Below are 15,967 nucleotides of genomic sequence, written 5' to 3'. Positions count from 1 at the left end.
CGCGGAGAAAAGCTACACCTGCCGTAAACGCAAAAGCGCCGCACCGGAATTCGGGCCGGGAGGATCCCGGACGAACTCTGGTTGCGGCGCCTTGGCATACAAGGACAAACCTCAGATAAAACAAGGGGTAATATTGGCGGTCAATTCGAGAACGCCTACGATTTCCTCGTCCGAATTGCAGATCGGATAATAGACCGTTTCTCCGGCATTGCGTACCCAATGCGTAGGGTGACCTTCGAAGGCGCGCAGGATTTCCGGCCACAGCGGCTGAATCACGTAACCTTCCGCCGGCAGCGCCCCTCCGGCCACCATCACCTCGCCCCGCGACGGATTTTCGGGACGGCGGATCCATAAAGATGCGTACGTTTTCCGCGTGGGATCGATCCTCTCCGTCAACAACAGCATTCGTTTTAACCCATTGAAGTTCTCTTCGACGAAGTCGACCTCATCCCCAACGGCAAATTCGCTATATGTTTCTCCCGCCAGAATCGGATATTCCCGTCTTTCTTCCGGCATGACGTACTCCAGCATGTCGCCTGGGATGAACAACGCTCCGATTCTCGCGATTTCCATCAGCGGATAAGACATTCGTTCCATCTTTGATTCAGCCCCCTATCCCAGTAAGTTCCATAGCTTTAGTTTTAACGCGCCGAATACCTCGGGATCCTGCCCTTTGTGCAGCGTAGCTTTCGGGGCTTCGCTGAACATGGCGTTCTCCCATTTGTAAGGAGGCAGGTCCGAGAAGGACGGCTTGCCCGGCCACCATGCGTCGTTGTCGATGCCAAGCGATTCGCTTATATGCTCCCTCATCGTCTCCCGCCCGTTCTCCGGCTGTTCCCGAATCCACTGCTCCATGCAGTCTGCCACCTGCATGGCGCCGCGAAGCGTCTTCAGCCTGATCGACGGAATCGGTCCGTCCATGCCGAACAGCTGGTCTCCGGGATAAAATACCGTCGTGCTGCCTTCCGAATCCGGCGTCTCGTGCCAGTTGTCGCCCCACTTCGTATTCTCCCAGTAGACGAATCCGTCCACGCCTCTCGCGACCGCGGAGAGAGGGGCGATCGCCGTACCGAGCAAAGTCTGGCCGATCGGCTGCGCGGTGCCATAAGTCCACACCTCGCTGCCCGCGGCGCGAATCGGTCCGAGGCTCTCGGGAAACCAGGAGAAGATCTGCTCGTTGACGACCCACAACTTAATGATGTCCGCGTATTTCTCGAAGTGCAGTCCGTAACTCCAGCTGGAGTCGGTCCGAAACACGAATCGCGCTCCTTCTTCCTTCTCGAACACTTCCTTGGACAACTCGTAGAAGATGTCATTGACTTTCTCGTCCCAGATGAAGCGGGTCTCGTCGCCGTCGTATGGAAAAAGCTTATAGCGTTTTTTATGGTTCAGGAAAAGCTCGAATTTGGTTCCCAGCCAGCCGTTTTCCGTAAAGTGGCGGTAGAATTCCTCCATGATGGACGAGAACTCCGTACGGTAGCCTTTCATTCCGAACTTGGCGTAATCGGCAGGCCAATGGAAATTAAACGGCAAATACATATAGGGCAGCGGGATCGCGCCGCGCTTCGTCTCTTTGAACGCGGAGCCGTCGAGATAAGGACCGAAGTGCTCGTCGAACCTAGACCAGTCCTTCACGCGCATCTCCTTGCCTTTGCCTTCCAGCTCGGGAATGAAGGCGGGAGGAATCTTGCCGGAGTGCTCGTAAGGCAAATAATGCAGCAATGCCCGATGTTCGTGCGCCATGCGGTAAAACTGGCTTTCCACCCGATTGTAGGTGCCGTCCTCGTACCGATTCTCGTTGGCGCACAGGCTTGCCATTCTTCGCGAAATATTGTCGGCATAGCTGTTCAGATCCGCGATGATGAGCGATTCGTCGGGCACCGAGGTTTCGAGCGCTTTCACCCGAAGAACGTGCGTATCGGTCGCGTCGCCGGCCGTCACGTGGATCGCGCCGGTATATTCGCCTGCGCGAACGCCAGAAGGGATGAAAAGATCCACCCATAGCACCGCAAACGCTTGATCAGGCACCGCGTTCCGATGCGTAATGGATGCGAGCGTGCGCTCCACCGGCTCTTTGATCGCGAGCGGCACCAGCGCGTCGGGATAATACTTGCCCTGCACGCGATGATACCACTCCGCGTAGAAGGTAAATTCCTCGCCGGGTATCTCGTCGCGTTCACCGCTCAGGACATCCGCCCTGACGCTGAACGAGGAGTCCGGCACGCCGTCCAGCCGCACCGCAATCTGGAAGGATACATAAGCATTGCGCGGCGAGACCAGACTCGCCGAAGCTTCCGACAGGTCGGCCAGGGACCGGATGCGGGCATGCTGCTCCAGCACGTCGCCGGTCTGTGGACAAATACGGATCATATCCGGTACTAAGTAACTGTTTTTCATGTCCTGTCTCCTTATCGCTCTAATGTGCCGGATCGTTCAAGCGCGAATTCCACGAGAACGGGTCCTTTTTCGTTCATGGCCTGCGCCCATGCCTCTCCCGCTTCTTCCGGCCGTTCCGCCCGCAGCCCTTTGATACCGTATGCGTCCGCCAGCTTGACGAAATCGGGATTTGCGCCTCCGGAAGACTTCGCTTCTTCCGAGAAAACGACGATTTTCAACGGAATGCCGTGGATGGCGCATACCGCCATTTCCTGCGCGTTTTTCTGCAGTCCGAATTCGCCGTTGACCGAGACGACCGTTCGTTCCGGGTAGGCGAGCCCCGCTCCGATGGCGGCAGGCAGACTATACCCCGGCGCCTCCATCCCGACGGGGCAGATCAGGGTTCGAGCCGGCCAAACGTCCCGGGCGAGCAGCGCGTGATGCCGCTTCTCGTCGACCATCACGATGCCTCCTTCGGGCAATGTGTTGCGGATGAGCCGCAAAACGGCCTCGGTTTTGTCGCAGCCGTCGCCGAGTTCAACGACTTCGGCGATTGGTCCCGGTCCGCTTTCCGAATGTTCCGCATGAATGGATTCGACGGACTCGGCGCGGTATCGCGACGTATCGTCATCGGTCAATCGATAACGAAAAGCCTTTTTTTGCGCGGAAATGTCTTTCGGGATATCGACCAGCACCGGACCCGGCAGTCCGCTCGCGGCGATCCGGAATGCTTTCCGAACGGTGTCCGGAATATCCGCGGCGTCTGTGACGAAATAGCTATGCTTGGTAATGGGAAGCGTCATGCCGATGATGTCAGCCTCCTGGAACGCATCCGTTCCCCTGAGGCTTAACGCAACGTTTCCCGTAATGACGACCAAAGGGACATGATCCCTGTGGGCGACGGCGATGCCGGTAATCAAATTGGTTGCTCCCGGCCCGGAAGTGGCGATGCAGACCCCCGTTTTGCCGGATGCTCTGGCATAACCGTCCGCGGCGTGAATCGCCCCTTGCTCATGCCGGGCGAGCATATGCCTGAACCGATCGTCGTAATCCCGGATCGCGTCATAGATATACAGGACGGCCCCGCCGGGATAGCCGAATACGCACTCCACGTTCTCCAGGAGAAGGCTGCGCATCAGCATTTCGGAACCGGAGATGACGTCGGGCTGAAGAAGCTTCTCCGTCAGCCGTTCGCGAGCGTCGGTGCTAATGGTGCTCACCAGCCTTCCCTCCTTTGCCTGTTCGTCGGCATGCGCCGCCTGGATTTAATCGTTCTTGCTTCCGTTCAATGCGCGGATGACGATGTTGTCCATGGTTACCGCCGTACCCTTCCGATTGATCACGACGATCTTTTTGCTCTCTCCCGGTAGGATGTTGAAGTAGTTGTCGGAGAACATCGTATGATCGATCGGACATTCCAGCTTCACGAACCGGGCGAAGCAGTCGGTCGTCAACGTGATTTCGATCGAGCCGGCGCGGGTTTCGTGTTCGATCTTCAGGCGGCAAGGACTGAAACGCAGATCCTTGTGCTCCGCAAAGAAGAAATGGTTGTCGTACACATCCGCGCGTTCGCTCCGCACCGCCATGAAATGGCTTCTCCTATCGATTACGCCAAGTCGCCATTCCACCTCGGCCGGACTGAATTCGGTGACCCGCATGGAAGAGTTCGGCTCCACGACGACGGAATACGCGCGTTCGAAGGTCCCGTTGCCGAAACAATTCCGAACGCCGACGGTCAGGGTATCCTCGTACCTCTCCATGCTGTCGTTCGCGACCCACACCGAGATCGCGCCGCTCTCTTCTTTGAAGGACAACAGAATGGGATGATAGAACCGGCGGGCGTAGTAGTACGACGCTTTCGGGAACAAATAATAATCGATCAAGCTCCAACTGATTCCGGGCCAAATGTCGTTCAGCTGCCAGATCAGCGCGCCGCTGTTCTCCGGCTTTCTTCTGCGGAAATGCTCCACGCCGAATTTCAGTCCCTCCGCCTGGCACAGCATCGAAAAATCGATGTATTGGTCCAGATCGCTGGGCAACCCCGAGTATCCAGCCATCGTGATGTCGGCTTTCTCCGGTTCGTAATCCTTGTTCCGGTAATCCAGCTCGAAGCTGCCGTAATACAGCTCGGACCCGGGAATATTGCGGAGCAGCGTTTCCTTCACCGTGCTTCCGTGAATGCCGAATTCGCTGCTGAATTTCGACGTATCCTCCGCGTACCTGCGGTACGAAATGCCGTAAGGCGATACGTCCATCCGGGGCTGCTCCCCGTACCTGCGGGGATAAACGTCGCCGGCCCACACCGCCCAGTTGTGCGTATCTCCCTCGGTGAAGCTGTTGGGGTCGTTGCCGCCCCAAGGGGAGCTCGGCCAGTACAAGCGGGTCGGGTCCAATTCCTTAAGCAATTCGGGAATCAACTCATGGAATATCTTTTCTCCGTAAAAGCGGTAATCGCTTCGGCCATACATTTTCTCGCTATGAATCGCCTGGCTCTCGTTGTTGCCTGCCCATATCGCGATGCACGGATAATTGCGCAGCGCCTTCGTATTCACGATAATTTCCGTGCGCACGTTGGCCATAAACGCGGGATCGTAATCCGGGAGCTCGCTGCAAGAAAACATAAAATCCTGCCAAACGAGTACCCCCTGCCGGGAGCACTCCTTGTAAAACGCGGCTTTCTCGTAAATGCCTCCGCCCCAGACACGAAGCATATTCATGTTCGCTTCCCTGGAGAGGCTGATCAGATCGGCATAACGCTCGTCGGTTATGGCCCCCACGGAATGATGGGCGGGTATCCAATTCGCGCCTTTCGCATAAACGTCCCTGCCGTTCAACCGGAAGGTAAATCTCGGACTTCCGCTCTCCGATTGCGTGATGACCTCGATAGTCCGAATGCCGACCTCCTCGACTTTCGTATCGATAAGCTCGCCATCCGCTTTCAACCGGACCGTCAGCTCGTACAGGAAAGGATCGCCATGGTCGAAGGTCCACCAAAGCTCGGGATCGCTAACCGTGAAGCGGATGGCCGCGCGTCCTTCCTCGACCCGCGTTTCATGCCGCGTCGTTTGGGATTTGCCTTTCAAGCCGATTTCGGCCGATAGCGGACGTTCCTCCCCGAACGTGGAGACCTCGAGCTCAACCTCCACCTCAGCGCCGTCCGGCCCCAGCGACAGCGTTTTCATGAACGCGTGATCGATACGCGCCTTCCCGACGATCTGCAGCCAGGCGTCCCGCCATATGCCGGCCGTCACGACCCGCGGCCCCCAGTCCCAAGAAAAATGGCACGCGCATTTGCGAAGCCAGATGCGTTCGTAATTGACTTTCGACCAGAAACGGGAGACGTCTTGCTCCGCGGCGTACGCTACGGCTGAATCGAAACGGATGACCGCGACATTGCCCCGTTTCTTCAGCTTTCCCGTCAAATCGGCATGAACGGGCACGAACATATTATCCGAGGCAGCGACGGATTCTCCGTTCACGAATACCTCCGCCAACGTGTCGAGACCGTCGAATTTCAACACGACAGCGGCGTCTTCCCCCTCGTCTTGCAGATCGAATTTCAACCGATATACCCATATTTTCCGCTCGATCCATCTGCAAGCCTGGTCGTTCGTCGAGTAATACGGATCCTCGATGACTCCGTGCGCAAGAAGCGTGGAATGAACGTCTCCCGGCACTTGCGTCTCCAGCCATTCCGCTTCGTCGAAACCGGGTTCGTGAATGTCGTCCGGGATTTGCTCCTTGGCGTCGAAGCCGTGCAGTTTCCATTGTTTGTCGAGCTTGATATATTGCGTTTGTACAGAGGTCATCTTTTTCTTACCGCCTCCCGCACCTATTTCGTCATTCGTTGCTATCTATCATGGTATAGCGAACGGCTTCGTCAATATACGGGGCAATGCTGACTTTTACTAGGAAACTATTAGCTTCTTCCAATGTGGCCCAAGCGCATGTTTACATGGAGAAAACCACTACCCCCTCGACCTTTAGAGATGAGCGATCGCATTCAAAGTTAGGTTTATAGCGTCAATAACAATTTCAGATTTCCGACAAGTACAGAAAAAATTAATATTTATGTGGTAAGAAGAAACGCCTTCGGTGACTTGCCAACCAACCATTTTGTTGTAAAATGTAAGAAAACCTCTATCGAGGCCTCTCAGTGATGAGCGACCGCGTTTAGAGGTGGGTTTTATCGCCAAATAGAATTTCGATTTCCGAATGCTCGGAAACGTATAAATTCTATTGTGGTAAGAAGAGACGAAGAACGTCCTCATTCACCGCACGATGCGGGGGCTGGGACGTTTTTTCTTTTTGGGGGGAGGAATCGAAATGGGATTTGAAGTGGCTCATGCCGCATTTATTCAAAACCATCTGAATCGCCGCAATGGAGAGCGCAGGGGTCGATTGGAGAGAGGACACAGGCACGGCGAAAAGCTGTTTTGCCAGAACATCTGGTGGGAATTGAAAGGAAGCTTCGACGCGCTTCATCCTGAGTACGAGGTTACCGACTGGCGCGGCAAGTCCTACTTCGCGGATTTTGCTTATAAAGTTCCTGGAAGCAGAGTGACGCTTATTTGGGAAATCAAGGGCTTCAATAGCCACGTGAAGGAAATGGACCGCAACAAATTTTGCATGGAATGTAAGCGAGAGCTCTATCTTGAGGCATTAGGCTTCCGCGTGATATCCATCGCATATGACGACTTAGAAAATAATCCTGGGCTCATCGTCTCGCTTATTCGCATGTTATTAAGTCAATATGAAATGAGTCAAACGCCGTGCAAGCCAGTCGTATTCGAAGAGAATGAGGCGATTCGTCTGGCCGTCAAGTTATCCCGGCCTATCCGGCCCAAAGATGTCGAAGACCACTTTGAGATCAATCATCGGACAGCTGTAAGGATATTAAAATCGTTATACGAGAAAGGCTGCCTGCTGCCTGTCTCGAGAGGCAGAAATGTTCGAATTGTCCAATATGAGCTGACGAGAGCAGGAATGGACTCCTTGTGGCAAAAGTAACTGTAAAAGGTAATGTTATTGGGCTTCGGGGACATCCGTTTGATCATTTTCCTGTAAAAGGTACAGTTAAATCAGTCACAATAACGGGGAAGTGGCGATATCTGGAAAAGTAACTGTACATTTTGCATTAAAGTAGTGAATGTTAATGGTACTGGTTCGAAATAACTGTATGTTTTACATTTCATCCTGACTTCAATCGGTTGCAGGAGGATACGCGAATTGCCTGCGAACATAGATCTACCCATTTTATACTTTGAACGCTGTGCTGAAAAAACTCCTTTTGGATGCCTTAAAGGATGTGTGACCTTCAACTTTGCAAGTAATGCAGCTTCGGATGCACAAGGAAGGTTTTATCGCCAGTTAGATTTTCGATTTTTCGAATTCTCGGCAACTTTACATTCTATTGCCAAGGCGAAACGGCTTTCGCCGTCCTTTGGCGGCGAAGCGTTTTACATGCCGAGAAATGTAAGTCCAGTAAATTGAAGACTTACACTTTCTTCTATGTGAAAAAAGACCGCCGCTACGAAAGCAGCGGCGGCCTCTCCTCTCTTTATTGCCCGATGACGTAAAATTCCGCGATGCTCCACCAGCCGGACTGCGAACCGGTTGGCGTAATGCGCACGTACCTGGCGTTTACCTCCGTGAAGCTGGCCGTGACGGAGCCGAGTCCCGTACCGTCGGCCGTGCCGGCTATGCTCCACGTCGTGCCGTCGGTCGACGTTTCGATGATATAATCGACGCTGAAATTGTCGGGAAACGATCCCTTATGGAAGTAGAGTCCTTCAATGTCGTACGCCGCCCTCATATCCACCTGATAGAAGGAGGAGGGCGAATGGCTCGAAGCATACCAGCGAGTGCCGCCGCTTCCGTCAAGCGGGTTGAGCGTATTGGCGTTCGTGGAACCCGATCCCGTCCAGCCGGTTCTTGCCAGCGCGCCTGCAGGCGGCGTTTCGAACGTTCTTACGCTGATTGCGGCGCTCGAAGCGGATTCGTTGCTCGACGTGTCGACCGCCTTGACGTAAATCGAATATGGCGTATCGTCGGCAAGGCCGCTCGCGACATATGTCGTCCCGGTCACGAGCGCAACGTTGACTTTCGTCCCGCCGATATAGATGTCGTAGCCCGCGACGGCAACGTTGTCCGTCGAGGCGGTCCAGCTTAGCGTGATCGTCGTATCGGTGCGCGAAGCGGCTTGGAAGCCGGCAGGCACGCTAGGCGGCGTCGTGTCCGCCGGGCCCCCGCTCGCCGTCGTCACCGTGACGGCGTTGCTGGCTTCCGATTCGTTCGAAGACGTATCGACGACTTTCACCGTGAAGGCGTAAGACGTCGCGGCAGCAAGGTCCGTGACCGTATACGACGTGTCTTCGATCAGGCTAACGTTGACCTTCGACGATCCGACGTACACGTCGTACCCGGCGACGGCAACGTTGTCGGTCGCCGCCGTCCAGCTCAGCGTTACGGTGGAATCCGTGAAGCCCGTGCTCGAAAGCGTCGGAGCGCTTGGCGAAATCGTATCCGGAACCGCGTCCGTCGTGACGGACAAGGCGCTGCTTGCCGCGGATTCGTTGCCCGCAAGATCCCTTGCCTTGACCGTAAACGAATAAGCCGTGGCGGGAACCAGATTGTAGGCGGCAAAGCTTGCGCCCGCAACCGGCCGCGCGTTCAGCTTCGTCCCGCCAACATAGATGTCGTAGCCGACCACTCCGACATTATCCGTCGAAGGGGTCCAGAACAAGGAGACCGTCGTAGCCGTCTTGCCGGCCAAGGTCAGGCCGGTCGGCGCTTGCGGCGCCGCCGCGTCGGCCGGAGGCGAACCGGACTCCATGGCTCCAAGATCGTAACCCGCGCCGATCGGGCGCTGAACGCCGCGCCGGTCTGTCGGCACGAGGGTCGGCAGGGATAGGCCGGCATCGATGGCGCTGGCCGCCGAGACCGTGTTCAGCGCGTAGTCGCCCGCGTTCGGATTGACGTACCACGCTGAAGTCGCCGTCACGATGTTGTTCGACTCGGCGTAATTGCCGCCGTCCCGTTTTTTGAGCGCTTTGTCGGCAATATTGTTGCGAATCTCCCCGTTGCTTCCGGCAAAGCGGGACTCGATTCCTCCGACGCTAACGCCCGGAGCGATGTTGATCAGCGTATTGTTCAGCACCTTGAAGCCCGTCGATTTGGACAAATAAATGCCGGCGTCGTCGGTGTTGTGGATGACGTTGTTGCGAATGATGCCGCCGTAATGCTCGAAGTCCTGAACGCCGCCCCGGAAGTACTGGGACGCGGTGAGACCTCCGCCGAACGAGATCGCGATGTCGCTGCCCTTGATGACGTTGTTCTCGAAGACCGTGTCGATCGAGCCGCCCTTCGCGAACAACGCATAGGCAACCGAACCTGAGGTCGGATAGTACGCGTTATGAACCGTGTTGCCTCGCACGACCCAGCCTCTGGCGGCGATAATGTCGACCGCTTCGACGGCTCCCCGCTTGCCGCCGTCGGTGTAGCCCAGGAAGGAATTCTCGATGAGACCGTAGTCGGTATACTTCGCTCCGCTGGCAAACACGTTGGCGGTTACTTTGAACGCGCCTTCGCCCAGGTCCCAACCGCGGAAATTGTCGGCATGGAAGTAATAGGAACCGGAATTCACCTGTACGGCATGGTAGTTAAAATCTTTGATCGTCAGATCGCGAATCGTGAAGTAGTTGGAATCGTTGACCCGAATGGAAATATCCAGCCCGCTCGTGATGCCGGGTCCGGTCAAGACGGTATCGCCGTAATTCGCGGTGGCCCCTTGGATCGTGATGTGGTCTTTCCCCGTGACCGCGATGGAGGCCGATTGCGAGTAATTCCCGGCCGCCAGCGTAATAATGCGTCCGGATGCCGGAGCCGTGTCGATCGCCTCCTGGAGATCGGCGAGCGAATCGACCGTCACGCTGTCCGGAGTCGCGTATGCGGTCGTTGCGACCGCGATGTTCGAGATTGGCGAGACGTTGCCGACGTCGTCGATCGTGCGCACCGCCAAGTAATACGTCGTATTCGGCGCAAGCTCGTTCGCCTGATAGGCCATGGCGGTTCCGGCGGTCAGCTGCCGCAGCTCGTCGATCGCTTCCGTCGCCGAGCTCCAAGTCGACTCCGTGATCGGAGAGGTGGCGTAACGCACTTCATACGACTTCGCCGTACCCGCCGTCCCGTCGTCGCCCGGCGCCGTCCATCCTAGACGGATGCTTTTGGGTCCCGTACGAAGCACCTCGAGATCGGCGATCGCCGCAGGAGGCGTTAGATCCGTATTCGTAATCGTCGCAGTTACGACATTCGACAACCCGGAAATATTGTTTGCAGCGTCCAGCGTCTTTAAAGCAAAATAATACGTCGCGTTCGTCGTCAAGCCGCCGACGACCATCGACTCCAGCCCCCCTGCCGCTTTGGGCAACGGAAGACCGGCTACAGGCACGGCCGAATTCCATGTGGCCTCCGTAATCGGAGAAGTCGAATACCTCAGCTCATACCGCTTCGCTCGCCCGGATGTGCCATTGTCGCCCGGCGCCGTCCAGGATAGCTCGATGCTGTCGAACGTCATGGACACGTTGGTCAGATTCGCCACGTTCGCCGGCGGAGTGTTATCGCCGGGATCCGCGTAGGCTTCGAACTCGATCGGGGTATTGACGGCATGCGACGAGTTATCCACGCGAACGTGGCCGTTCCCCCATACTCTCGCGTATCTCGCGTTAACCGGCGTTCCGAGGTCGAACCACGTCCCAACTCCTCCCGGCGGCTCTTGGAACTCGGGATCCGTTCCCGCTCCGAGACCTACGGAATTATTGGCGTCGTTGTTGTAGACGACCGTCACGCCCGTCGCGAACGTCGGATCGTTCGAAAGCAGCACGATGACGTCCTTGTTCGTGCGGTAGACGGATGCGGAGCTGCCCCAGTCGTTCACGATGCGCAATCGGCCCAGCGCATAAGCCGCGCCTAGATCGATTTGGTAATATTGCGGTCCGGTCGTCGTGCGGATGCCGGCGTAGCCGGAAGAGTTGGCCGATTGGCCGTCCGTTACGACGCCGAGGGAACCTCCGAACAGGTCGGACGTGCTGGCCGCGACCGTCTTGTTCATCGCTACGTTAACGCCGGCAGCCGTCTTCAGCGTGGCGACGTTCGAAAGATCGGACACGTTGCCCGCGTCGTCCGCGACCTTCATCGCGAAGTGGTACGTCGTATTCACGCTTAAGCCGTACAACGTGAAGCTTTGACTCGTCCCCGGTGCCTCGGGGAGAGGCTCTCCGGACACTTGGGTAGCGCCGCTCCAATTGGCGGCCGTGATCGGCGACGTGCTATAGCGAATGTCGTAGGCGGATGCCGGACGGACCATGCCGTCGTCGCCGGTCGCCGTCCACGACAGATCGACCGACTTGTTCGTCGGATTCGATGCGGCAAGGTTCGAGACCGCAGCAGGCGGCATCGCGTCCGTTCCGTCCTGCACCAGCAGGAACGGCTGATTGACGGCGCTCTCCGAGCTTTCGAACGTCACCGAATATTTCGTATTCGCGATATCGGCCAGTCGAAGCGTGACGATTTTGTCGCCGGCCAGCTGGCTGTTGACGAAGTCCGTCACGTCCACAGCGATTACGCCCGCCGCGCTTGCAATAAACGTGCCCAGATTAATCTCGTTCGAGATGTCCGGCTGCACCGTGTTCTTAGCCGTAGCCTCGGACCAGTTGTCGTCAAGCACGCCGAAGACGGTAACCGGAATCGTAGGCAGCTGCGTGCTCCTGATGTTGAGATACAGGTTCGCGTTCCATGACGATGTCTGCGTAAAGTTCGCGAGATTGAACTTCAAGTACGCGTACAGATTTTCATTTACGCCGGTATGTTGCTTCACGAGCAACTGCGCGGCATTGCCGTAGACCCCGCCACCGTAGATATACGTGTCGTCGGTCGCGTTAAATTCCTTCGCGCTCGTGCCGTTCGTCGTAACGGCAAGCACGTTCGACAAGCCCGACTCATGGTTCATGTCGTCGGTCGTTTTGATCGCGAAGTAATACGTTCCTCCCGCAGGAATGCCATAATAGGTATAGGACTGCGTCGTGCCCGCCACCGCGGGAGCCGGCTCGTGCGGCAGCGGCTTGGCCGCGCCAGTTCGCTTCCGTAATGGGAGACGTGCTGTAGCGCAGGTCGTACGAGATTGCCGTTCCCGTCGTCCCGTCGTCGCCCGGAGCGGTCCAGGTCAGCGTTGCCGTCCGCATCGTGACGCCGACCGCGCTTAAGTTCGTAATATCCGCAGGCGGAATCGTCTCGTCCGGGTGGAACTCCACCGCGCCGATGTCGAAGCCGGAGCCGTACGGCCGCGCATTGCCGTAGAAATCCGTCGGCACGTCGGCAGGCAGCGACATGCCCGCGTGCAACGCCGCGGTCGCCTTAAGCGGGTTCAGGCGATAGTCGCCGTTCGCCGCGTCGACCATGAAGTCGATCGTCGCGTTCGTGATATTGTTCGCGGCCGTATTGGTGCCGGAATCTCTGTTTTTGATAATGCCGTTCATGAGGTTGTTGTAGATAAAGCCGTGGCTCTGCGCGTATCTGGATTCGATGGCTCCCACTCCCGAGCCCACGTTGAAAATGGTGTTATTGTATACTTTGTAATTCGTCGCCTTGTTCATGTAGATCGCGGCATCCGTCGTTTTGATAATGACGTTGTTCCGGATGATGCCGTCGTAATGCTCGTAAGTGCTGACGCCATGGCGGAAAAAGCTTGCTCCCGTACCGCCGCCGCCGAATGAGATCGCCGTGAAATTGTTGCGGAATTCGTTGTTCTCGACGACGGTGCCGCGCGATCCGCCTTTTGCGAAAACGGCGTACGCCACCCCGTTGCCGACGCTCTTGTACGTATTCTCGAACGTGTTGTTCTGAACTTTCCAGTTGATCCCGGCAATGATGTCGATCGCTTCGACGGCGTTGTTATTGCCGGCCGTCGTATAGCCGAGCCTCGAGTTCTTGACGACTCCGTAGTCCGAATAAGGCGCTCCCTCCGTCCACGGCTGAGCCGTGACTTTGAAGCCGCCTTCGCCGTGATCCCATGCCACGATGTTGTCCGCCGTAAAGTAGTTGGAGCCGAAGTTGATCTTAAAGCCGTGGTACTTCGTGTCCTGCACCCTCAGGTTTTTGATCGTGAGGTAGTGTGAATCGTTGACGTCGAAAATTTGCCCGAGCGAGCTTGTCATGCCCGGACCCTTAAGCACCGTATCCTCGGGGTCTGACGTTGCGCCCTGGATCGTCACATTGTCTTTCCCGTTGATGGAAATCTGAGACGTCACGTTATAGACTCCGGAAGCCAACGTGATGACGCGTCCCGACTGCGGCGCCGCATTGATCGCGCTCTGAAGCGCGGAAAGGGAGCTGACCGTAACCGCGTCCGGCGAAGGCGCGGTCGTCGTGGCGCTTGCGACGTTGGAGATGGCGGATACGTTCCCCGCCGCATCCTTTGTTTTCACGGCGAAGTAATACTTCGTGTTCGCGTTCAGCTCGTTCGCGGGGTACTTCATCGTCGTCCCGGGATCAAGCTGCAGCAGCTCCTCGACCGCTTCCGTCGCCGAGTTCCAATTCGCCGCCGTAATCGGAGACGTGGAGTAGCGCACCTCGTACGAGGCGGCTCTGCCGGCGGCGAGATCATCCCCGGGCGCCGTCCAGGACAACTGCATGCTCTTGCTGTTCGCGCGAGATGCCGAAAGGTTCGTGATGGCCGCAGGCGCGACGCTGTCCGTAGCCGGCGTCGTGACTGTCACGACGTTCGATATGGCGGAAACGTTCGCCTCGTCCTTCGCCTTCATCGCGAAATAATACGTTGTATTCGGTTGCAGCCCGCCGAAACCGAACGTTTGCGTCGTCCCCGCCAAGGCGGGCAACGGCGCGCCTGCCATCGGCGTAGCCGCGTCAAAGTTGCCGGACGTTATGGGCGACGTGGAATAACGGAAGTCGTATTCGAACGCGGTGCCCGTCGTCCCGTTGTTCCCTGGCGCCGTCCATTGCAGCTGGACGCTCTTCCAGCCGACGCTGGGCGCCGTCAGATTCGAGACCGCCGAAGGCGCCGTGACGTCCTTAGACTTCGCGAAAACTTGAAGCTCCACCGGCGTATTGACCGCATTCGAAGTCCCGTTGACCCGCGTATGTCCGTTGGCCCAATAACGGACATACCGCGCTGTTGTTGGCGTCGCCAGCGGAATGTGCAAGCCTGCGCCGTCGATCGGCTCGATGTACAGCGGGTCGCTGCCCGCGCCGAGTCCGAGCGTATTGTCGGCATCGTTATTAAAGATCGTCGTCACGCTGCTCGTGAACGCGGCGTCCGCGGCGAGCTGAACGACGTAATCATGCCCGTAACGATAAGAGGTCGCGTCGCCGCCCCAATCGCTCCGGATGTTCACGCCGACGATGTCGTAGCTGTCCGCCAAATCGACTTGGACGTATTTGGGACCGTCGGTTGTCGAGATTAAGGCGTAATCGCCTCGCGTCAGGTTCCCGTTCGTTACATAGGACAACGCTCCGCCGCTGGCGGTGCCGTTGGACGTAACCGTCTTGTTCAACGCGGCGTTAATCGAGGTAAGCAACGTGGCTTCGGCTTGATTGGACAAAGCGGAAGCGTCGATTAGGCCATTGACCGTCTTAATCGCGAAGTAGAGCTTCTTATTAATCGGAAGGTTTTGCAGAACCAGCTGCTGAGGCGCGCTGGCCGCCCCTACGGACGGTTCGCCGACGACCCGCGTTACGACGGAGCCGTTATTCCAATTTCCTTCCGTAATCGGCACGGCTGCGTACCGGATGTCGTAGCCCGTTATGCCGCTCGGTCCCGGACTGACCCAGGACAGCTTGACCGAATCCCCCCCGATGTCGCCGGCCGACAGCGAGGTGATCGCGGGGAGAGCCGTGCTCAGCCCTGGCATTTGCGCATAGACTTCGACTTCCACCGGCGTATTCATCGCGTTGTAGGCGCTTGTTCCCGACCGCGTATGGCCGTTGGCCCAATAACGCACATACTGCGCGGAGGTCGGACTGCCGAGCGTCACGGTTAATCCGGCTCCGGTCGAGGGCTCGACGTATTCCGCGTCGGAACCGGCGCCGAGACCGGCGCTGTTGTCGGCGTCGTTGTTGTAAATTGTCGTAACGCCGGTCGCGAACGACGGATCATTGGATAGCTGCACGATCAAATCCTTGCCGGTACGCGGCGCCTCCGGGTTGTAATCGTTAAGAATATTCACTTTCGTCACGTTATGAGGCTCTCCGAGGTTCAATTGGATGTACTTGGCCGCGGAGTCCGTCCCGATGAGCGCGTACTCCGACGTTGAGCGGTCGCCGTCCGTCACGACGGATAGCCGCTTGCCGTTCCGCGAAGCGATCCCGTTCGTTCTGACGTCCGTGATGCCTCTTGCGACGTTCACCTCTACGGAAGCTGCGGAAACCATTGCCGGGGAAGGAGCGAGATACGCCAGACTGGCCAGTAGCGTAGTGCAGGTTAGCAATGTAATCGTTTTCATAAACCTTCTCATTTCTTACACCACCTTCATCGTAAATAGCGAAGCAATTGCCTCATATCTTGGAAGAACGAGCAATT

The 15,967-nt window shown here is 57.1% G+C and carries 8 protein-coding genes and 1 pseudogene; 2 read left to right on the top strand and 7 right to left on the bottom strand.

Annotated elements, in window-relative coordinates:
* Nucleotides 1-111: 111 nt before the first annotated feature.
* The 5 genes and pseudogenes from H7F31_RS19920 to H7F31_RS19905 all read right to left on the bottom strand — a co-directional run bounded on the left by H7F31_RS19920 (nucleotide 112) and on the right by H7F31_RS19905 (nucleotide 6,185).
* Nucleotides 112-597, bottom strand: coding sequence for a hypothetical protein (locus H7F31_RS19920; protein WP_187100202.1), 486 nt, complete (start codon nucleotides 595-597; stop codon nucleotides 112-114).
* 15 nt (nucleotides 598-612) lie between these two features.
* On the bottom strand, nucleotides 613-2,397 hold the full coding sequence (locus H7F31_RS19915; RefSeq protein ID WP_187100201.1) for a glycoside hydrolase domain-containing protein: 1,785 nt from the start codon (nucleotides 2,395-2,397) through the stop codon (nucleotides 613-615).
* 11 nt (nucleotides 2,398-2,408) lie between these two features.
* A complete protein-coding gene (locus H7F31_RS34260) occupies nucleotides 2,409-2,759 on the bottom strand; it encodes a thiamine pyrophosphate-dependent enzyme (protein WP_397374725.1) in 351 nt (116 codons plus the stop codon).
* 269 nt (nucleotides 2,760-3,028) lie between these two features.
* Nucleotides 3,029-3,599 (bottom strand): annotated as a pseudogene (locus tag H7F31_RS34255) (thiamine pyrophosphate-binding protein); the annotation flags it as partial.
* 42 nt (nucleotides 3,600-3,641) lie between these two features.
* A complete protein-coding gene (locus H7F31_RS19905; protein ID WP_187100199.1) occupies nucleotides 3,642-6,185 on the bottom strand; it encodes a beta-mannosidase in 2,544 nt (847 codons plus the stop codon).
* A gap of 517 nt (nucleotides 6,186-6,702) precedes the next feature.
* On the opposite strand from H7F31_RS19905, the gene H7F31_RS19900 reads away from it, so the two are divergent.
* Nucleotides 6,703-7,386 carry a hypothetical protein gene (locus H7F31_RS19900; protein WP_187100198.1) on the top strand — a complete coding sequence of 228 codons (684 nt, stop codon included), beginning with the start codon at nucleotides 6,703-6,705 and terminating at the stop codon, nucleotides 7,384-7,386.
* A 219-nt stretch (nucleotides 7,387-7,605) separates the two neighbouring features.
* The gene (locus H7F31_RS19895) at nucleotides 7,606-7,869 is read left to right on the top strand and encodes a hypothetical protein (protein ID WP_187100197.1); all 264 of its coding nucleotides are present in this window, start codon (nucleotides 7,606-7,608) and stop codon (nucleotides 7,867-7,869) included.
* A 67-nt stretch (nucleotides 7,870-7,936) separates the two neighbouring features.
* Here H7F31_RS19895 and H7F31_RS19890 read toward each other — a convergent pair whose 3' ends face one another.
* Complete coding sequence (locus H7F31_RS19890; protein WP_187100196.1) at nucleotides 7,937-12,466, bottom strand: fibronectin type III domain-containing protein; 4,530 nt, start codon at nucleotides 12,464-12,466, stop codon at nucleotides 7,937-7,939.
* The gene (locus tag H7F31_RS19885) at nucleotides 12,372-15,902 is read right to left on the bottom strand and encodes a fibronectin type III domain-containing protein (protein ID WP_187100195.1); all 3,531 of its coding nucleotides are present in this window, start codon (nucleotides 15,900-15,902) and stop codon (nucleotides 12,372-12,374) included. Before H7F31_RS19885 ends, H7F31_RS19890 begins: the two co-directional genes overlap by 95 nt.
* Nucleotides 15,903-15,967 lie beyond the last annotated feature (65 nt).

It is taken from the genome of Paenibacillus sp. PAMC21692, assembly GCF_014303795.1.
Classification (GTDB): domain Bacteria; phylum Bacillota; class Bacilli; order Paenibacillales; family Paenibacillaceae; genus Pristimantibacillus; species Pristimantibacillus agaridevorans.
Note: the sequence above shows the minus strand (reverse complement) of the source record. Positions and strands in the feature narration are given on the sequence as shown.